This is a genomic window from Breznakia sp. PF5-3 (assembly GCF_029504745.1).
In the GTDB taxonomy this organism is placed as follows: Bacteria; Bacillota_I; Bacilli_A; order Erysipelotrichales; family Erysipelotrichaceae; genus Breznakia.
The window spans coordinates 39098-57977 of record NZ_JAQFIQ010000002.1; the positions used below are offsets into that span (position 1 = coordinate 39098).

General features: G+C 33.7%; 22 protein-coding genes. 20 read left to right on the forward strand and 2 right to left on the reverse strand.

Going from position 1 to position 18880, the window contains the following annotated elements; all coding sequences use genetic code 11:
• The first annotated feature begins 17 nt into the window (after positions 1-17).
• The 20 genes from deoC to M2475_RS00875 all read left to right on the forward strand — a co-directional run bounded on the left by deoC (position 18) and on the right by M2475_RS00875 (position 17616).
• The gene (gene deoC, locus M2475_RS00780; protein WP_277488949.1) at positions 18-758 is read left to right on the forward strand and encodes a deoxyribose-phosphate aldolase; all 741 of its coding nucleotides are present in this window, start codon (positions 18-20) and stop codon (positions 756-758) included.
• A 95-nt stretch (positions 759-853) separates the two neighbouring features.
• Positions 854-3271 (forward strand): formate C-acetyltransferase/glycerol dehydratase family glycyl radical enzyme, encoded by a 2418-nt coding sequence (locus M2475_RS00785; protein ID WP_277488951.1) that lies wholly within the window; start codon positions 854-856, stop codon positions 3269-3271.
• A gap of 151 nt (positions 3272-3422) precedes the next feature.
• Complete coding sequence (locus M2475_RS00790) at positions 3423-4187, forward strand: DeoR/GlpR family DNA-binding transcription regulator (protein WP_277488953.1); 765 nt, start codon at positions 3423-3425, stop codon at positions 4185-4187.
• A 1-nt stretch (position 4188) separates the two neighbouring features.
• Complete coding sequence (gene hxlA / locus M2475_RS00795) at positions 4189-4815, forward strand: 3-hexulose-6-phosphate synthase (RefSeq protein WP_277488957.1); 627 nt, start codon at positions 4189-4191, stop codon at positions 4813-4815.
• Between the two features lie 11 nt (positions 4816-4826).
• Positions 4827-5387 (forward strand): 6-phospho-3-hexuloisomerase, encoded by a 561-nt coding sequence (hxlB, locus tag M2475_RS00800; RefSeq protein WP_277488959.1) that lies wholly within the window; start codon positions 4827-4829, stop codon positions 5385-5387.
• Positions 5388-5454: 67 nt separating this feature from the next.
• Positions 5455-6336 (forward strand): class I mannose-6-phosphate isomerase, encoded by an 882-nt coding sequence (locus M2475_RS00805; RefSeq protein WP_277488961.1) that lies wholly within the window; start codon positions 5455-5457, stop codon positions 6334-6336.
• 98 nt (positions 6337-6434) lie between these two features.
• Positions 6435-7583 carry an MFS transporter gene (locus tag M2475_RS00810; RefSeq protein WP_277488963.1) on the forward strand — a complete coding sequence of 383 codons (1149 nt, stop codon included), beginning with the start codon at positions 6435-6437 and terminating at the stop codon, positions 7581-7583.
• Between the two features lie 60 nt (positions 7584-7643).
• A complete protein-coding gene (locus M2475_RS00815; RefSeq protein ID WP_277488965.1) occupies positions 7644-8171 on the forward strand; it encodes a DUF986 family protein in 528 nt (175 codons plus the stop codon).
• Entirely contained in the window at positions 8168-8986 is an 819-nt protein-coding gene (locus tag M2475_RS00820) for a Cof-type HAD-IIB family hydrolase (RefSeq protein WP_277488967.1), read from the forward strand. The genes M2475_RS00815 and M2475_RS00820 overlap by 4 nt, the downstream gene beginning before the upstream one ends.
• Positions 8983-9774 carry an HAD family hydrolase gene (locus M2475_RS00825; protein WP_277488969.1) on the forward strand — a complete coding sequence of 264 codons (792 nt, stop codon included), beginning with the start codon at positions 8983-8985 and terminating at the stop codon, positions 9772-9774. The genes M2475_RS00820 and M2475_RS00825 overlap by 4 nt, the downstream gene beginning before the upstream one ends.
• Before the next feature lie 14 nt (positions 9775-9788).
• Entirely contained in the window at positions 9789-10523 is a 735-nt protein-coding gene (locus M2475_RS00830) for an SIS domain-containing protein (RefSeq protein ID WP_277488971.1), read from the forward strand.
• 15 nt (positions 10524-10538) lie between these two features.
• Complete coding sequence (locus M2475_RS00835; protein WP_277488974.1) at positions 10539-10865, forward strand: hypothetical protein; 327 nt, start codon at positions 10539-10541, stop codon at positions 10863-10865.
• An 80-nt stretch (positions 10866-10945) separates the two neighbouring features.
• A complete protein-coding gene (locus M2475_RS00840) occupies positions 10946-11887 on the forward strand; it encodes a type I phosphomannose isomerase catalytic subunit (protein WP_277488976.1) in 942 nt (313 codons plus the stop codon).
• 359 nt (positions 11888-12246) lie between these two features.
• Entirely contained in the window at positions 12247-12672 is a 426-nt protein-coding gene (locus tag M2475_RS00845; RefSeq protein WP_277488979.1) for a PTS fructose transporter subunit IIA, read from the forward strand.
• A 23-nt stretch (positions 12673-12695) separates the two neighbouring features.
• Positions 12696-13187: a PTS sugar transporter subunit IIB gene (locus M2475_RS00850; RefSeq protein ID WP_277488981.1), complete on the forward strand. Its 492-nt coding sequence runs from the start codon at positions 12696-12698 to the stop codon at positions 13185-13187.
• Positions 13188-13294: 107 nt separating this feature from the next.
• Positions 13295-14125 carry a PTS sugar transporter subunit IIC gene (locus M2475_RS00855; protein WP_277488983.1) on the forward strand — a complete coding sequence of 277 codons (831 nt, stop codon included), beginning with the start codon at positions 13295-13297 and terminating at the stop codon, positions 14123-14125.
• Between the two features lie 2 nt (positions 14126-14127).
• The gene (locus M2475_RS00860) at positions 14128-14958 is read left to right on the forward strand and encodes a PTS system mannose/fructose/sorbose family transporter subunit IID (RefSeq protein ID WP_277488985.1); all 831 of its coding nucleotides are present in this window, start codon (positions 14128-14130) and stop codon (positions 14956-14958) included.
• A gap of 69 nt (positions 14959-15027) precedes the next feature.
• Positions 15028-15336, forward strand: a complete 309-nt coding sequence (locus M2475_RS00865; protein WP_277488987.1) for a hypothetical protein — start codon at positions 15028-15030, stop codon at positions 15334-15336.
• Positions 15337-15543: 207 nt separating this feature from the next.
• Positions 15544-16605, forward strand: a complete 1062-nt coding sequence (locus M2475_RS00870) for a transaldolase family protein (protein WP_277488989.1) — start codon at positions 15544-15546, stop codon at positions 16603-16605.
• A gap of 72 nt (positions 16606-16677) precedes the next feature.
• The gene (locus tag M2475_RS00875) at positions 16678-17616 is read left to right on the forward strand and encodes a hypothetical protein (protein ID WP_277488996.1); all 939 of its coding nucleotides are present in this window, start codon (positions 16678-16680) and stop codon (positions 17614-17616) included.
• A gap of 9 nt (positions 17617-17625) precedes the next feature.
• Here M2475_RS00875 and hxlB (M2475_RS00880) read toward each other — a convergent pair whose 3' ends face one another.
• Positions 17626-18189, reverse strand: coding sequence for a 6-phospho-3-hexuloisomerase (gene hxlB, locus M2475_RS00880; protein ID WP_277489000.1), 564 nt, complete (start codon positions 18187-18189; stop codon positions 17626-17628).
• Between the two features lies 1 nt (position 18190).
• Complete coding sequence (locus tag M2475_RS00885; RefSeq protein ID WP_277489002.1) at positions 18191-18877, reverse strand: ribulose-phosphate 3-epimerase; 687 nt, start codon at positions 18875-18877, stop codon at positions 18191-18193.
• Positions 18878-18880: the final 3 nt, after the last annotated feature.

Here is an 18880-nt window from a genome sequence, read left to right on the forward strand (position 1 = left end):
AAGAGGAGGTACGATTTGTGAAACCTGCAAAAAAAGCAATTGAAATGAGTCAAAAGGAATTGGCTCGCTATATTGATCAATCAGTATTAAAACCTGAATTTACTGTTGAAGAAGCGAAAAAATATATCCAAGAAGGAATTGATTATGGATGTGCAACAGTATGTGTAAATCCTGTAAATGTTGAAACGGCAGCGAAAATGTGTAAAGGAACGGATACAAAAGTTTGTCCAGTTTGTGACTTCCCATTTGGAACAAGTACTACAGAATCTAAAGTAGCACAAGCAGAACTTATTTTAAGTAAGTTTGCGGATGATATTTTAGAGTTGGATATTGTATCTAACTTTGGTTGGATTCGCAGTGGAATGTGGGATGAAGTAACAGCAGACATTAAAGCGGTAGCAGATGTTTGTCATAAATATAATGTTGAAATGAAAGTTATCTTCGAAACAGATGCGTTGACAATGGATGAAGTTAAAAAAGCTTGTGAATGTGCTGTTGAAGCTGGGGCTGATTTTGTGAAAACAAGCACAGGGTTCTTGACTGGACATGATGCACAAGGAGCAAGTGTTGAAGTTATCAAAGTAATGTTTGATGCAGTTGATGGTAAAGCAAAAGTAAAAGGAAGTGGATGTATTCGTACAAGAGAGCATTTCCTTCAACTAATTGATATGGGGATTGACCGTATGGGTATTGGTTATCGTTCAACACCAGTTGTTTTAGGTGTCGATGGGAGTAAAGAGACAAAAGACGTTTATTAAAAGTGCAGGTATGCACTTTTTTAACAAGGCAAATAGATTGCTAGTTTTAGAATAACTATATAGAATTAAGATGAGAGATAGTGGAGATTTGACTTATGAAAAAAATGTTAGAGTACCAAGTTAAAAGTGATTGTATTGATGAAGCAAGAATTGCTCGGTTGCAACATAAAATGGAAAAGCGAAAAGCGTCTATTTGTAGTGAACGTGCTTTGTTGTATACAGAAAGTTTTCAAAAAAGTGAAACAGAACCTTATATTATTCGTAAGGCGAAAGCATTTGCACATACATTGGACCTTATGAGTATCTATATAGAAGAAGATAGTTTGATTTTTGGGAATCAAGCTTCTCGAAACTTTGCAGCACCAATTTTTCCAGAATATTCTATTGATTGGGTAATTGATGAATTGGATGCGTTTGCTTTACGTAAAGGTGATGTCTTTACCATTGATGAGCAAACAAAAAAGGATTTACGGAGTATTCATGATTATTGGCATTCTCATACTCATGAAGACGAAGTGAAGAAGAATTTGCCTGAAGAAAATTTCTTGGCTGAAAAGCAAGGTGTATTACATCGTGGTGGTATCTCGATGAGTGGAGATGGGCATATTGTGCCTAAGCACGAAAAAGTCTTAGAAGTTGGCTTTTTGGGATTGATTGAAGAAGCTCAAACAAAGCTTGAAGTTTGTAAAGATAAAGAGAAAATAGCATTTTATAATGCTGTAATTATTACTTTGAACGCTTCTTTACGTTGGATTAAACGTTATGGATTGTTAGCTGTGGATATGGCGAAAACATGTAATGATGAGAAACGTAAAGCGGAACTCTATAAGATTGCAGATATGTGTGAACATTTGTTGGAACGAAAAGCTAATGGTTTTTATGAAGCTGTAGAATCTGTATATTTGATACATGTCTTACAAATGATTGAAAGCAACGGGCATTCCTTTTGTTATGGTAGATTTGACCAATATATTTATCCATTTTATGAAGCTGACGTAGCAAGTGGTAAGTTAAATGATGATAAAGCATTGGAACTTATTACGCATATGTTTTTAATGAATAGTTCATTAAATAAAGTTCGTCCATATGGACATACAAAGTTTTCACAAGGGTATCCATTATATTCGAATTTGATGATTGGTGGATATCGTCGTGATGGAAAAGATGGAACTAATGCATTATCTTATTTGGCAATAGAAGCTATGAATTTAACTTCTTTAGCAGAACCAAATTTCTCTATGCGTTACAATAATGACACACCAGATGACTTGCTTCGTTTAGCAGCGAAATTGATTCGTACGGGGTGTGGAATGCCAAGTATGTTTAATGATGAAGTGATTGTTAAAGCCAAAGAAGGACTTGGTATACCACATGAAGATGCTTTAGATTATGTAGCAATAGGTTGTGTAGAGACTGGAATTCCTGGTAAATACGGACATCGAGCAACGGGTATGACCTATGTAAACTGGGGAAAAGTATTAGAAATTTTATTAAACAATGGCTATGATCCTGATTCAAAGTTGCGTTTAATTACCTTAGGTAATGAGAAAGAGACAATGGAGTCTTGCTTTGAAACCTATGATGATGTATGGACAGGTTGGAAGAAATTATTAAAATATTACACCGATTTAGCAGTTGCGTGTGATCATGTTTGTGATCAATCATTAGCAAAATATGACGCTGATCCGTTTGCCTCTAGCCTAATTGATGATTGCTTAGAAAAAGGAAAAATTCTTAAATTAGGTGGTGCGAAATATGATATTGTATCACAATCTAATATAGGACCTAGTGTGGTTGGAAATTCTTTAGCAGTTCTTAAAAAGCTGGTCTTTGAAGAAAAGAAAATAACATTACAAGCATTGAAAGATGCAATGAAAGATAATTGGGAATCGTTAGAATCAAAACGTATTCACCAAATGGTTACTCAAGTAGCAAAATTTGGTAATGATGAGGATTATGTAGATGATATTGTTATTGATGTTTTCAATTCATATTTAGAACTTTTACCTGATTATAAGACGAATTGTTCAGATATGGGACCAGATATTAGTGGATACACTATGTCAACGTCCAATATCACATCTTATGTACCAAATGGTTTAGATGTCGGTGCCACACCAGATGGCAGATTTGCTAGAAGTCCATTGAATGAAGGATGTTCACCAACGGAGGGAACAGATATAAAAGGACCTACGGCGGTTATTAATTCAGTGGCTAAATTGCCAAATGAAAGAATTGCAGCAGGTCAGCTATTGAATATGCGTTTTACACCAGAATCTTTAGAAGGCGCTAATTTAGAAAAGTTTATTGCCTTTTTAAAGGTGAGTAGGAAAAAAGAAATATATCATAATCAATTTAATATCATCGATTCAACAACGTTACGCAAAGCGCAACAAAATCCTGAGAAGTATACAGATTTGATTGTACGTGTAGCAGGGTATTGCGCACAGTTTGTTTCATTGATGAGTGAAACACAAGATGCAATTATTAATCGCAGTGAAAATAGTATTTAGTGGGAAATAATATAAAAGATTTGAAAAAAGTTGGGAAAAGAAAAGGATAAACTTAAAAAACCAACTTTTTGTGCTTTTGTTTGGGAAAAATGGTAGAATAAAGTTGAAAAAAGCCAATAAAATCTTATGATAAGGGAGAAAGGAATGTTGTATGTCACAAAAAACAAGAAAACGTCGTGATGAAATAACTAAAATTGTGATTAGTGAAGGTCAGGTAAAAGTAAAGGAGTTAGCGAAACAGTTAAATGTTTCAACGGAGACGATTCGTAAAGACTTACATTATCTAGATATGATGGGGGTAATTAGTAAGTCTCATGGAGGAGCTTCAGTCATTAATGAATATTTTCAATTACCAATTGATGTGAAATTACAAGAAAATTTGGATGCAAAGAAAAAGATTGCTCGAGCGGCTTTGGATTTGATTGAAGATAATTCATTGATTTATTTGGATCCAGGAAGCACATGTATCCAAATTGCTAAGCTTTTACGTGTAAAACGAAATTTAACGGTTCTTACAAACTCTATAACGATTGCCAATATTGTGGCAGATAGTTCTCATAATGTGATTGTTTGTGGTGGGATGCTTCAAAAACGTGGAAAAGCATTAGTAGGTATCTATGCAATTGATGTTATTAAAACGATTCACATTGATACAGCAATTATGGGTAGTGATGGATTTAAGGATATGAATGGGTTTACAACATTTTCTTTGGAAGAAGCAGAAATACGCAAGACGATTGTTAGTTCTAGTGATGTGAATATCGTAGTGTGTGATGCTTCAAAATTTAATAAAACTTCAACGTATATTTTTGGTAAATTTTCAGATTATGATTATTTAGTTACAGATGAAGATGATGCCAAAAAATTAAAACAAGTAAGTGGTATTAAAAAAATTATTAGTGTAAGGAGCGAATAAGATGAAATTACAAATTGCATTGGATACACTAACAATTGAAGAATGTATTATGTTGTTAGATGAAGTAAAAGACTATGTAGATATTATTGAGGTAGGAACTCCCTTTTTATTAGAAGAAGGAAATAAACCAGTTAAAATATTCAAGGAACGTTATCCACAATTGGAAGTATTAGCAGATACGAAGATTATGGATGCTGGTGAATATGAAGCAGAGGGAGCTTTTAAAGCAGGAGCGGATATTGTTACCGTACTTGGAGTAACAAATGATGCGACAATTGAAGGGGCTTTAAAGGCTGCGAAAAAGTATAATGGAAAAGTTATGATGGATATGATATGTGTGGCAGATATGGCAAAAAGAACCCAACAAATGGATGCTATGGGAGTTGATTATATTTGTTGTCATACAGCATTTGATATACAAGAAACAGGAAAGAACCCACTTGATGAATTGGTGGTTATTAATCAGAATATTACCAATGCGAAATCAGCAGTAGCTGGTGGCGTAAAATTGGAAACAATTGATGAAATCGTTGCTGAGGGAGCTGGCGTTATTGTTGTTGGTGGTGCAATTTCAAATGCTAAAGATCGAATTGCAATGGCGAAAGCAATCAAAGAACATATGAAATAAGGAGATGCTATATGAATAATCAAGAGTATGGAAAGCTGGTAGTAGACGAATTATCGCAAACACTTGGTAGCATTTCTGTTGCTGCAGCAGAAAAGTTTGTTTCACTTATAAATGAAGCTGGTGAAGTGTTTTGTGCAGGTGCAGGGAGAAGTGGCTTTCAAGTAAAAGGATTTGCAATGCGTTTAATGCACATGGGATTTAAAAGTTATGTTGTTGGAGAAACGGTAACCCCAAATATCAAAGCAGATGGATTGCTTGTGATTTGTAGTGGTTCTGGGGAAACAAAATCATTGGTAAATCATGCTCAAAAGGCAAAAGAGATGGGAGCAAAAATTGCTTTGATTACCACAAATGTAGATTCTTCTATTGGTAATATTGCTGATGTGGTAATTGAAATCAATACAGCATCGCCAAAGGTGGCGAAAGAAGATCAAATTATTTCACGTCAACCTATGGCATCATTATTTGAACAATCAGAAGGTATCTTTTTGGATGTTGCAATTATGATGTTAATGGACCTTCGTGGGATGGATGCCGTTACGATGTATGGCAGACATGCCAATATGGAATAGTGTTATGGAAAAGAAAATATTGAAAATATTTCCTTTCTTTGAACCTCGAATGTGGGGTGGGAAAAGGATGTTAGAGAATTTCAATTATCAGAGTGATATTTATCCAGTTGGAGAAGTATACAATGTTGTAGCATTAAAAAATCATGCTGATTGTTTAGTAAAAGATACGTGTATGACGCTTTCAGATTTATATATTACATATCCAGAATGGTTTAAATGTGATACAAATGAGTTACCTATTCGAGTTAATATTTTAGATCCAGAAGCAGATTTATCAATTCAGCTTCATCCAGATGATGCCTTTGCACGCTCTTATAATGGAGGCCGTGGAAAACCAGAGGCTTGGGTTATTTTGGATGCTCCAGAAGATGGATATATTGCGTTTGGACATACAGCAAAGACACGAGATGAGTTTGAACAAAAAGTTGGAAATAAAGAATTTGATTCGTTGATTAAGTATATTGATGTAGTTGTAGATGATTATATTGATATTCCTTGTGGTACGATTCATGCAATTGGAAAAGATGTATTGACGTATAATATCTCTCGTAATGCAGATTGTACACTACGGGTTTATGATTATGATCGTCTTGACCCAGCAACGGGTAAGACAAGAGATCTACAAGTAGAAGAAGTTATTAAAAATGTAAACATTCCTGATAAGTCAAAAGGGTTTGTTCATTATCCTGAAATAGAACAAGATGGTTGTCTTGTAACATCGTATTGGGATGAACCAGGATTGTATACATTGAAACGTATTCGTGTCAAAGAACATGGATATCATCAACATCAAAGGTTTGCTTTTTATACGATTGTAGAAGGTGAAGCAAAAATTAATGATGTAGTAGTAAGAAAAGGAGAAACTATATTTGTGCCAGATCAATTTGGGCTTCTTGAAATTACAGGTGATGTAGATATGTTTATGGCAAGTTACGAAAATAGCAAGTAGAGGGAATTATGAATCAAAATGAAAGAAGGCAGTATAAGTAATATGAGAAACACCATATCAATAGATATGGTTTTCGTGTGTAAGGGAGGCCAAGCTTTATGAAAATCACGAAAAATATGGGAATGATGTTTGTATTGTATTTTATTTCTTTTATCTCGTTTGCAATACCATATGCGTATATGCAAACCTTCTTATCCTATGTTGGATATGATGTACTCGAAAGAGGAATTATTTTATCTGGGACAGCAATCGTTGCAATTGTAGCACAGTTTTTTATTGGTTACCTTTGTGATAAGTATCAAAGTGATAAAAAGTTTTATAATATTCTGTTGATTATTTTTGTTGTTGTGACCTATGTAATGTACAGTGTTACAGATAAGATTTTCTTTTTGCATTTAATATTTATTTCCTTAGTTGGAGGGATTGCTAGAACTGTAATGGCAGTACAGGATACGTGGTGTTTAGAAACCGATAATCATTGTATGCGAAACTATGGAGCAATTCGTGCTTTTGGAGCCATTGGATGGATGATTGGAAGTCCTCTTGGCGCAATGGCGATTGAGAAGTGGGGATATGGTTCTTTAGGAATTATTTTTGCAGTTATGACGGTTTTTAATATTGGTCTTACATTCTTTATGCAAGATGCTAAGAAACATGAAAAAAGTGTAGGTATTACAGCGAGTGATATAAAAACGTTATTAACGGATAAGAAATATGTACTCATTGTTTTGATTTTTTTGGTAATCAATATTATCGCAACAGCAGATATGTATACTGTAGTTGATAAAATGCTTGCCCTTGGTGCTGGTGAGGGAATGATTGGAGCTAGGTGGTCCATTCAGGCATTTACAGAATTACCATTGTTTTTTGCTGGTGGATATCTACTGAAAAAATTTGGTGACTATCGAATTATGATGTTTGGTACCTTTATGTATATTGTTCGCTTTATTGGGTATGCAATTGTTCAAACACCAGAACTTATGATAGCCGTAGCACTGCTTCAATGTGTTACATATCCACTCATTATGATTACCTCAAAAACGCTTGTTGATGATGCAAGTCCAGCGCATATGCGTGCTACTGGTCAAACCATTGCAAGTGCTATATATATTGGTGTTTCTGCACTTATTACACCAATCTTAGCGGGGTTACTGACAACTCTATTTAGTGTGGATACAACGCTTATGATTATTGGGCTGTCAGGTTTTATTTCAATTGCTTTAGGTATCGTTTATAAAAGGATATAATTTTATAATATTTGCGGTATAATATAAGTAAATTGTTTGAATAAAGAAAAGAGGTATTGTATGAATTCAGAAATCATTAGGATGCTTGCGTTGGCTGCAATTGTTGTATATGGAGTGTATTTAGTATATGGGAGTATTCGCAAGTTTATTGTGTGTTCAAAAGCACGGAAACAACATTTATTGGAAAAAAGGAAAAACACAGAATTGATTCGTGATTATGCAATTTGGGTTTTAGCATATGGTATTGTTGTAGCAATTGCGATTTTTGGTATCGTATATGAAGTGAATCACAAACAAGATTTGCTTATGATTGCAGCCTATGGATTTTTGATAATGTATATACTTTCTTTCTATATTGAGTTTATTACGAGAAGAATAATTGTTTTTGATGATGATGGTTTCTTTTATGAGGAAACGTATTATCGTTATCGTAGTATCAATGGAGTTGATCCAGTCAAAGGTATTATTAAACGTTATGAAATTCGTTTGACAACGAGTGCGGATAAGTTGCAAATTCCCCATAAGTTTGGAGAATTAGTAAAGGAACATTTTAATGCATATCGCAAGAAGAGGAAATCACGCAGATGATAAAGCTTTTTTTAAGTGATCTTGATGGTACGTTGATGGATGAAAAGATGCAGATGAAAGATACTGATATTGAAGCAATTCATCGTTTGCATGAAACAACTGTACGTTTTGGAATTGTAACCGGTAGAGATGTAGGGATCTATCATCACTACATCCATCCAGTATTAGAGTTTGATATGGATTATATTGGAAATAATGGTGGTAGTATTTTGGCTACTGGTAAGAAGATATATGAAATGAATATGAATACAGAAGATGTTTATGAAATGATGAAATATGTTGGTGATTACTATTTAGAAGAAACCTACCCTTTCATTGCGGATGATCATTGTAATTTTTACTTTCATAAGAAAGTGCCAAAAGACAATTTTTGGTGTGATACGAAAAGCTTCATGGCACAGGTGGGTCATGTTAGTGAGATTGATATTTTAGAATATTTGAAAAATCCACAAGATAAAGTTATCAAAGCCTCTTTTTATACACGTGAAAAGGATCCTACTTTCATGAGTAAGATACTAAGAGAGCGTTATGGTGATAAGTTTGAAATTACGATGAGTGCAAATCATTTTGCAGAGATGACAACCAAAGGGATTCATAAAGGAACAGCTATTCAGAAACTATTGGAGCATCATCGACTAAATGCTGATGAAGTAGCCGTAATTGGAGATGGAGAAAATGATATTCCAATGTTTAAAATGTTTCCTAAACATGCGTTTGTCATGGCAAGTGCAAAACCTGAAATCAAAGCTTATGGACGTGTTGTAGATAGCGTTTCACAAGCGATTAATATATTATTAGAAGAGGAGAAATCATGATTAAATTAGCAGTTTTTGATGTTGATGGTACCTTGATTCCAGAAGGGAAGCGAGAGCCTAGCAAGAGAATTATAGAAACGTTACATGCTTTACAGAAAAATGGGATAAAAATAGCAATTGCAAGTGGTAGACCACCGTTTTTTATTCATGGTGACTTGAATACTTATGCAAAGTTTGACTACTATGTTTGTGTAAATGGAGCTTATGTAGCGGATAGTGAGTTTCATGAAGTATATCGTAATCCAATGGATTTAAAGGATGTTGAAAGTTTAATTAAAGATTTTATGGCATATGACGATGCGTTGATGTTTCAATTTGATGATGCAGCATATGGATATCATGGAAATAAACGCATTACTAGTATGATAAGTAAATGGATTGGACGCTTGGATGTATTGGTTGATGAACGTAATACCAAAAGTCGTCATTTGAAGAGTTTACCGTTTGGTGGGGTTTGTCAAATTAATCCTAATCATATAGAAGAGTATCGTAAAAAATATCCTCACCTAGCCTTTGATTCTTTTAGTGAAGAACATTACGATATTCATGCGAAAGACTATAGCAAAGCAGACGGTGTGAAAAAAATCTGTGAAGAACTTGGTTTAAGCGCAGATGAAGTTATTGCTTTTGGGGATAATTATAATGATTTGCAGATGTTGGAATTTGTTGGTACAGGGGTTGCGATGGGGAACGCTAAACCAGAAGTAAAAACAAATAGCGATTATGTAACAGAAACATCAGAAGATGATGGTGTATATCATGCATGTAAACATTTCGATTTAATTTGAGAGGAGTAAAAAAGATGAGTAAATTAGTAGATCAAACCTTTGATATTGGCTTAGGGGTAGTGAATGAAATTCACAATACACAAGCAGAGCAATTAGAGGCAGCAGGAAAGATGATTGCAGAAGCACATCATAATGGAAATACTTTTTATGTAACTGGTAGTGGACATTCACATAGTGTTGCAGAAGAATTTTATGGACGTGCTGGAGGATTGGCTTTTGTTGTTCCAATTATGACAACAGAATTAACTTTAAATGAACATCCAACTAAGAGTACATATATTGAAAATCTTAGTGGGTATGCTCATATCTTAGTGGAGTTATATAAAATTGGAAAAGGTGATGTAGTGTTAATTGCATCAAATTCGGGTCGTAATGCATATCCAGTTGAATTAGCAGTAGAAGCAAAACAATTAGGAGCGAAAGTAATTGCGATTACAAATACGAAACATTCGTTGAATAGTAAGCCAAGAAATATACATGATAAAAGATTAATGGAAGTAGCAGATATTGTTATTGATAATTGTGGTGAAATTGGTGATTCAGCAACTTATTTTGATGGAATTAATCTTCCTATGTATCCTACTTCTTCTATTGCAAACGCATTTATTTGTGGCGCCATTAGCGTTATTTGTGCAAATGCTTTGGCAACTTATGGAGATGAAGTAGAAGTGTTTGTAAGTGCCAATGTAGATGGTGGATTTGAAAAAAATAGTGCATTTATGGAAAAATACGGTAGAATGTATAAATAAGAAGAGGTGCTTAATATGGCAAATAAGAACAGTAATCGTAAAACAGCAGCAAAGATGGTCATGGATGTGTTAAAAAGACACGATGCTTTAGATCCAGAATCAGCAATCACTATAGACTATTTTAAAAATTTAAAATTAACAACAGCTGTAATTGGATATACAATTGGAAATTTAATAAATGATGGGGTTGTCAACAAGACTGGTGATGATCGTTATTATTTTAATGAAGCAGGATGGAAAAAGCTAGAAAAAAAAGTAAATCGTGGGTATTTAATTTTAATAGCTGTGCCCGTTGTATTCATTATAGTGATGTTAGGTTTACGTTATTTTTTCAATCTTTAGTAAAAATAAATATAATGTTATAACATTATATTGACTTTGGTAGGTTTTTCAGTATAATAAAATTAAAGTGAGGTAGTTCTATGTATCCTTTAAAATTAAAACCTATTTATGATGAAACGATTTGGGCTGGTGATAAACTTACCAAAATTCGTGGTGTTGATGCTACAACTTATGGAACAAGTTGGGAAGTGAGTGCTCATCCATATTGTCAAAATGAAATTTTAAATGGAGAGTATAAAGGAAAAACATTACAAGACCTACTAGTGGATTATCCAAAAGCGATGCTTGGTAATGTATCCAAAGAAAAAATCTTAAGATGTGCATTTTTAGATGCTCAAGGAGATTTATCAATTCAAGTACACCCTTATACAGAGTATGCTAAAAAGCATGATAACGATTATGGTAAAACAGAGAGTTGGTATGTTTTAGATGCACAACCTGGTGCAACATTGGTTGCAGGTACAAAAACAACGGATGTAGACGTAATTAAGAAAGCGATCAATGATGAAAATTTAGAAGAGTATTTAGTGTATCATGATATTAAAGCTGGTGATTTTATTCATATCAATGCTGGTATGTTACATGCACTTGGTGGTGGAATTTTAGCGATTGAAGTTGGGACGAATTCAAATACAACATATCGTTTTTATGATTATGGTCGTAAAGATGCTTCTGGTAATGGAAGAGAATTGCATTTAGATAAAAGTTTTGATGTTGTAGATTTAAAACTTCAATCATCAGTTATTCATACACCACTTGAAAATAATGAAACTACTAAAACGAAAACGCTTATTGATTGTGATGATTATATAGTTGAAGTAATTGATGTTGTTGGAGAGATAGATTTACAAACTAATGGTAGCTTCAACACACTTACTTTTGTACATGGTGGTGGAGAAATTGAATATAATAAGCAAAGTATAAAGAATGATTATACAGATAGTTTATTTATTCCAGCAGCTTGTGATACTTATAAAGTGAAAGGAAATTGTAGAGTTTTAAGGAGCTACGTAAAAGATTGATATAGGGCTTTATAAAGCCTTATATTTACAGTCGCAATGTAAGCGATTACATTATGTACGATTTCACCCATGACAAATGTAATTTTTTTGGTTACATTTGTAACAAGTTTTTTTGAGTGAAATATGCTATTGTTTTTATAGGATATTGAAATAATCCTTTATTAATGGGGTTATTATGCAATTTATAAGAATATTTTCATGTCTTAATTATGTGATGATTGTGTGATAAATACGAATAATTGTCGTAAACCGGTTGAAAAAAATGTGTAAATATAGTAGGCTTAAGTTAATAATCGAGACCACAAATAGATGGTACAAAAAAGAACAAATATAATGAAGAAAGATGAGGCTATTTAGTGATGAAATATGTAGTAATGGTAAGCCATGGTGAGTTTGCACCAGGGTTGCATACGGCAGTGAACATGATGACAGGTGAGAGAGAAGATGTATTGAGTACAAGCCTGAAAGATGGTATGGGTACGCCAGAGTTTATTGAAAATTTTAAAGCTTTGATAGAACCAATCAAAGCAGAAGATGAAATTATTTTACTTGCAGATATTTTGAGCGGATCTCCATTTACTAGTGCTTTAGGAGTACTTGATGAAAAAGGAATGATGGAGAAAACAACTGTATTTGCAGGAATGAATATGCCACTTGCAGTTTCAGCAGTTTTGATGAAAGACAACATGGATGGCGATATTCTTAAAGAAAGTTTATTATCTGAAGGTAAAACAGGATTGTGTATTTTTGAAGCTCCTGTTGAAGATTCAGATGATGATATTTAATTATCAATAGGAGGACTTTAAAGATGATTAGTTTTGTGAGAGTAGATGACCGTATCATCCACGGTCAAATCGTAACCCGTTGGTCAAAGGAATTTCCTTGTGATGGAATTGTTGCAGTGAATGATAAAGCTGCTAGTACACCAATTTTAAAACAATCGTTCCAAGCATCAACAGATAAAAAAGTATTTATTTGGACATATGAAGAATGGAAGCAAAAAAATCAAAAAGTGTTGGATAGTGATAAGAAATATTTCTTAATCACGAAAAATCCAGTAGATATGGCAAGAATCTTAGTAGATGATGGATTCAAACCAAGTGATGTGAAAAGAGTGGTAATTGGACCATGTAACGATCGCCCAGGAGCGGTTAAGTTGGGACAAAACCAATCGATTACAAAAGAAGAAGCAGAAGCATGTGAAAAGATGACAAATGCAGGGTATGATGTATACTTCGCATTGTTAGAAGAAACGGCAATTGGATCTTGGCCAAAATTTAGATCTAAATTCGGATACTAAAAAGTATCAAACCAACATTGGTCTATATTTGAACTGCTGGTATTTGGGAAATCAGGTTCAAATAAGGATATATTAAATTTAAAAATTTAAGAAAAGGAGATGAGTTTATGATTAGTTGGGTACAAGCTGGTCTATTAGCATTAATGGGTGTGCTAGCTGCTTCTACTATTGCAGCATTAGGTACATCAATTGGTAACTATACATTGAATAGACCATTAATTGCATCACTGTTCGTAGGATTAATCTTAGGAGACGTTGAAGGATGTATTCAAATTGCAGTTCCAATGCAAATTATCTACATCGCACTTGTTACACCTGGTGGAACAGTTGCAGCGGACTTACGTGCCGTATCGTATATTGGTATCCCGTTAGCCTGGGCAATGGCTAAGTCTCAAGGATGGGACATGGGAGGATCAGAGGCATCAGCATTTGCGGGAGCAATTGGGGCTGCCGTAGGTACTGTCGGTACAGTTCAATTCTATGGAACAGCGATGATGAATCTTATTTGGCAACACATTGGATGGGCTAGATTGGATAAAGGAGATTTCAAAATTTTAGGTAAAGTAGAAGTTGTGTTACCTTTGATTTCTCACTTCGTTATTTCATTCTTACCAGTTATGTTTATCGTATATTATGGAGCAGATGCAATTGCAGATTTCAAGGAAGCATTGCCAATGGATAGTTGGTATATGAAATCACTATTTACAGTGGGATCATTATTACCAGCGGTGGGAATTGCAATCCTATTGAAATCAGTAGTAACAAAAACTTCAGATTTAGTATACTTTGCAGCAGGATTTGCACTTGCTAAGTCAATGGGATTAACACTATTGGCAGCAACAGCTGTTGGTGGAGTGTTCGCACTTATCAACTACCAAATTACAATGGTAAAAGCAAAGGCTGGTACTGTAGCAGTCGATGACGAGGAGGACATTTAATTATGAAAAAGATAAGTAAAAAATCATTAAATAGTTCTTTCTGGCGCTGGTATTATGGAAACTTAACATGTTTCTCACATGAGCATATGCAAACATTTGGATACATGTGGTCAATGTTACCAATCATCCAAGAATTATATGAAACAAAAGAAGAACAACAACAAAAATTACAAACTTACTACCCATTCTTTAATACAGAACCTCAAATTGGGGCAATCGTAGTAGGGATTACAGCAGGGTTAGAAGAAGCGAGAGCAAACGGAGCAGAAGAAATTGATGACGAAATGATCAATGGTATTCGTGCCGGACTAATGGGACCATTAGCAGGGATTGGGGATTCACTGATCGTAGGAACATACATTCCAGTATTGTTAGGGATCGCATTAGGATTTGCAGAAGGTGGTTCAGTATTAGGACCATTATTCTATATCGTAGTATGGAACGTAACAATCTTATGGTTCATGAGATTTATCTACTTCAAAGGATATGAATTAGGTGGATCAGCAGTAGAAGTAATCGTAGGAGAACAAGCGACAGCATTCCGTGAGTCAGTAATTGTACTAGGACAAGTAATTGTAGGGGCAATGGCTGCATCATGGGTAAACATTACAACAGCAATCGAATTGACAAAAGATGGAGACGGAAACCCAATCTTATTGCAAGATAAGTTAGATGGAGCATTCCCAGGAATCTTAACTATGTTATTCGTATTAGGAGCATGGTGGCTAATGGCGAAGAAAGCAGTTAGTCCAATTAAAGTAATGTTGCTAATGGTAATCTTGGCATTTATTGGAGTATTCTTTGGATTCTTCGATCCAAAATTAAGTTATTAATAAAAACTGAATGTATCATCCCTATCTCCCAAATGGGGATGATTTTTATTTCATCAAGGAGGTTATTTTATGAATAAGAAAGAACGAGAAATATTAAGGAATGAAATCCAAATGAAAAATGTTATGACGAAAAAAATTGGCGGATGGTCAAGAAAAAGTTTTGGTCTATGCATTATTATGGCGATGCTTACATATTGGGGTTTTAGCGGTATGGAGGATAGTTTTCTATCAGTCCCTGATATAGTTCGTGATATTGTGAAATGGATTGCTTTAATTCTAGCGATTGTATCGGGTATTTTCGCAATTCTAAGTTTTATGAGTTTTCGAAATTCGAAAAAACATGTCCTTGGTTTAATTGATAAATTAAATAGTAAATGAGCGTGAGCTCTTTTTTTTTATCTTATAAAAATATTTAATATATTTTGGTGAAATCAATTTCTTATAAAGTTGGGATATATCTATAATAAATTGGATATCATAGTTTATTTCTTGTAAAAAGTAATAAATATTGGGAAAAATAATTATGTGTAGACAATTATTTTGGATTTTTGTATATTGGAACTGTAAGAGACATGGAGGCTATTTATGAATAAAATAAAACAAGTGATTGAAACGTTTCCTAAGACAGATATATGGGTGGATTCATTTCATGTAGAAGACCATAAAGCAGCAATTGCTTTAGGCAGTGTAGGGGTTACTACAAGTCCAACATGGGTATCAAGGATGATGCTTAATGAAGATCAACAAGCAAATGTTGAAAAGATAATTGCTGATAACCCTAATGATAATGAATTTGAAATTATGTGGAAATGGACATTGGCAATGGGAAAAGAACGTAGTAAGGTAATGTTGCCAATTTGGGAAGCAGGACAACCTCAAAAAGGACGTTTCTCTATTCAAACATCCATTTTAGAATATCGTAATGCAGAACGTATGATTGAAATGGCTGAAGAAGTTGATGCTTTAGGTGCAAATATGCAAGTGAAAATACCAGCTACAACTGCCGGTATCAAAGCAATGGAAGAAGCAACGTATAAAGGAATCAGTGTCATGGCAACAATCTGCTTTAGTGTAGATCAAGCAGTTGCTGTTGCAGAAGCAATTGAGCGAGGGATGAAGCGTAGAGAAGCAGAAGGCAAAGACAATACGATGTTGAATCCTGTGTGTGCTGTGTTATTAGGAATGCAGGAAGATTGGTTAAAAGACTACGCAGAGAAAAACAATATCGTTGTTCATCCAAGTGCGCTTCCTTGGGCAGGGGTTGCAATCTGTAAGAAAGTTGCTGAGGTATACAAAGAACGTGGATTTAAAACACGTATCCTTACTGCATATTATCGTCATCATTTACACTATTCAGAATTCTTTGGTGGAGATATCATTATGACGATACCGTATAAATGGCAAAAACGTTTTGATAATAGTGATGTAGTTGTGGAAGAAACAATGTCGAAGAAAGTAGATTCAAAGATTATGGAAGAATTATTTAAATTGGAACCATTTGTGAAAGCTTATAGTGAGAATAGCTTTGTTATGGATTTATTTGATTCCATTCCACCAGTGATTCTAACAATTCGTTACTTTACTCAATGCTATGAGGATGCACTTACAGAAGTAAAGAATATCATGTTGCCAGATCCATTAAAATAATCCCAAAAACAGTTGACGCTATTTAAAATAAACAACTGTTTTTTTATTATCATATATATTATAATAAGAGCAATGGAAGAAAATATAAAATTAGCGAATATTACTGTTTATTATAATCAAACAACAGTCCAAGAATTGATAAATAAGGGCTATTCTTTTACGATGAAAGAAGTAGAATATCATCAAGACTCAAAAACTTTAATGTGTGGTTTTTATAAAGATAATATGTATTATGGAGAATTGGTGTTTTATGATATACCTCATCATTTCACAAGGAAAGATATTTTGAAATATAAAATACAACTTATATTATTGGAAGAAAAGCCAAAACAAAAATATACAAAAGTATTAAAAGAAGATATGAGCTTTTTAGGATTTATGGAATTTAAAGGGAAGCAAGGAAAAAATGATATTAAACTTCTTCTAGTCTTTTATTCAATTGTATTACTTTTAGGTTTTATCTTTGGTGATTCAATTCCCCAAGAATTAAAAATCGTTACTTTGATTTTGCCATTCGCATTCTTTGGTTTAGCATTTGTATTTTGGGTTGTGAAATTAATTTTTTGGAAAGTCTTTCAATCGTTTTCTAAAAAAACAGCTTTTGGAATACTCTTTTTATCTATTTTTTTATGGTTTTTAATATTTGCCAATATTATTGATTATTTGCGAAATCAAAATACAGATTCATGGATACTCGTTATAGTGATGGCATTAGGTGTATTGGCAGTTCCAACTTTTGGTATCTATCAAGGGATGAAATTTTTATTTCATAAAGTGATATCCATGAAGAAAAAAGAAATGATAATGTATGTTATCATACCACATGGCTTGCTATATAGTTTAGTATATCTTTATATTGCTTATTTTCGCGAATCTACTTTGTATCCACAAAATCAAACGCTACTACTATTATATGAAATTTCTGTTTTAATTTATTGCATGTTTTCATTAAGAGCTTTTTTGAATTGTATTTTAGCTCTGACACTTTTCAAAAAAAAGCCTATTAAATAGGCTTTTTAATTACTCTAAATTGGCATGGTATTGCCACAATGATTTCATATCAATGTTTTGATCTTCAATCAACATCAACGCAATGGTATCACCTAATAATAGAAGTGATTGTTCGAAAAGGCTTGTCATTGGTTGTTTTGAAGGTATTTCATCAGGTAAGTACAATTTTGTTCTTACTGGAATACGGACAAATAAGTTTGAGTATTCTTTCATTGGACTATCTGGGTTTGCCCCAATATGTGCAACATTGGCTTCAAATTGTTTAGCTTTTTTTGCCATTGCTAGAGGAAATGCTGTTTGACCACTTCCTGACCCTACAATTAATAAGTCTTTATCAGTAATTGCTGGTTCGGTAATTTGTCCGACAACTACGGTTTGGATTCCTAGATGAGCCAAACGCTTAGCAATTGCTTGTAAAGATAATAAGACTCTACCTACTCCAACAAAGAATACCTTCTCCGCAGAACAAATTAAGTTAATCAATTCTTGTACTTGTTGTTCATCAATAGAATTCATTGTATTGTTTAATTCTTCAATAATAATTTTTTGTGTCTCTTTATAAGATTCTTTCATTTTATTTTAATCCTTTCATAATAGCTTCATCTAGAATTTTTTTATTTTCTGATAATGTATTATTTTTCATGAATAAACTTGTGCTCCCTAATACTAGATTATCAGCTCCTGCTTTTACGAGCATGGGAACCGTATCTAAAGAAACACGACCATCAACTTGTATTTTGGTAGTTAGTTCTCTTTGTTTGATTAAGTTATGTAAATCTTCTACTTTTTGTTTTGCGTATGGTACTTGTTTCTCATTTGCATTTGTCGCAAACCCTGGATTGATTAACATCAGCATGATAAGGTCAACCTGTGGAAGAATATAATCAAGTGTTGATAATGATGTAGCAGGATTTAGTGCTACACCAACGGTTGTTCCACGTTGTTTAATTAAGTTAATATAACGATCAACATGTAAACTAGTTTCATAATGGAAGGTGATGTGTTGAACCCCAATATCAAGTAATTCATTGATAAAGTATTCATTGTTTAATGACATGATATGAACATCAAAAGGTAAATCGGTAATCCTTCTTAATTTTTTTACCGTATCAATTCCTAACGGCATACTAGGACTGAAAGCACCATCAATAATATCAATATGTAGCGTATCAATACCAATTTTTTCAATTTCACGAATGCTTTTCTCAAGATTAGTAAGATCCATACACATTACAGATGGAGATAACGTAATTGTTCTCATATA

What these genes read in the sequence shown, in the direction of transcription:
- M2475_RS00785 (WP_277488951.1), top strand. Translation starts at nt 854, where the DNA reads ATGAAAAAAATGTTAGAGTACCAAGTTAAAAGTGATTGTATTGATGAA.
- M2475_RS00790 (WP_277488953.1), top strand. Translation starts at nt 3,423, where the DNA reads ATGTCACAAAAAACAAGAAAACGTCGTGATGAAATAACTAAAATTGTG.
- hxlA (WP_277488957.1), top strand. Translation starts at nt 4,189, where the DNA reads ATGAAATTACAAATTGCATTGGATACACTAACAATTGAAGAATGTATT.
- hxlB (WP_277488959.1), top strand. Translation starts at nt 4,827, where the DNA reads ATGAATAATCAAGAGTATGGAAAGCTGGTAGTAGACGAATTATCGCAA.
- M2475_RS00805 (WP_277488961.1), top strand. Translation starts at nt 5,455, where the DNA reads ATGTTAGAGAATTTCAATTATCAGAGTGATATTTATCCAGTTGGAGAA.
- M2475_RS00810 (WP_277488963.1), top strand. Translation starts at nt 6,435, where the DNA reads ATGAAAATCACGAAAAATATGGGAATGATGTTTGTATTGTATTTTATT.
- M2475_RS00815 (WP_277488965.1), top strand. Translation starts at nt 7,644, where the DNA reads ATGAATTCAGAAATCATTAGGATGCTTGCGTTGGCTGCAATTGTTGTA.
- M2475_RS00820 (WP_277488967.1), top strand. Translation starts at nt 8,168, where the DNA reads ATGATAAAGCTTTTTTTAAGTGATCTTGATGGTACGTTGATGGATGAA.
- M2475_RS00825 (WP_277488969.1), top strand. Translation starts at nt 8,983, where the DNA reads ATGATTAAATTAGCAGTTTTTGATGTTGATGGTACCTTGATTCCAGAA.
- M2475_RS00830 (WP_277488971.1), top strand. Translation starts at nt 9,789, where the DNA reads ATGAGTAAATTAGTAGATCAAACCTTTGATATTGGCTTAGGGGTAGTG.
- M2475_RS00835 (WP_277488974.1), top strand. Translation starts at nt 10,539, where the DNA reads ATGGCAAATAAGAACAGTAATCGTAAAACAGCAGCAAAGATGGTCATG.
- M2475_RS00840 (WP_277488976.1), top strand. Translation starts at nt 10,946, where the DNA reads ATGTATCCTTTAAAATTAAAACCTATTTATGATGAAACGATTTGGGCT.
- M2475_RS00845 (WP_277488979.1), top strand. Translation starts at nt 12,247, where the DNA reads ATGAAATATGTAGTAATGGTAAGCCATGGTGAGTTTGCACCAGGGTTG.
- M2475_RS00850 (WP_277488981.1), top strand. Translation starts at nt 12,696, where the DNA reads ATGATTAGTTTTGTGAGAGTAGATGACCGTATCATCCACGGTCAAATC.
- M2475_RS00855 (WP_277488983.1), top strand. Translation starts at nt 13,295, where the DNA reads ATGATTAGTTGGGTACAAGCTGGTCTATTAGCATTAATGGGTGTGCTA.
- M2475_RS00860 (WP_277488985.1), top strand. Translation starts at nt 14,128, where the DNA reads ATGAAAAAGATAAGTAAAAAATCATTAAATAGTTCTTTCTGGCGCTGG.
- M2475_RS00865 (WP_277488987.1), top strand. Translation starts at nt 15,028, where the DNA reads ATGAATAAGAAAGAACGAGAAATATTAAGGAATGAAATCCAAATGAAA.
- M2475_RS00870 (WP_277488989.1), top strand. Translation starts at nt 15,544, where the DNA reads ATGAATAAAATAAAACAAGTGATTGAAACGTTTCCTAAGACAGATATA.
- M2475_RS00875 (WP_277488996.1), top strand. Translation starts at nt 16,678, where the DNA reads ATGGAAGAAAATATAAAATTAGCGAATATTACTGTTTATTATAATCAA.
- hxlB (WP_277489000.1), bottom strand. Translation starts at nt 18,189, where the DNA reads ATGAAAGAATCTTATAAAGAGACACAAAAAATTATTATTGAAGAATTA.
- M2475_RS00885 (WP_277489002.1), bottom strand. Translation starts at nt 18,877, where the DNA reads ATGAGAACAATTACGTTATCTCCATCTGTAATGTGTATGGATCTTACT.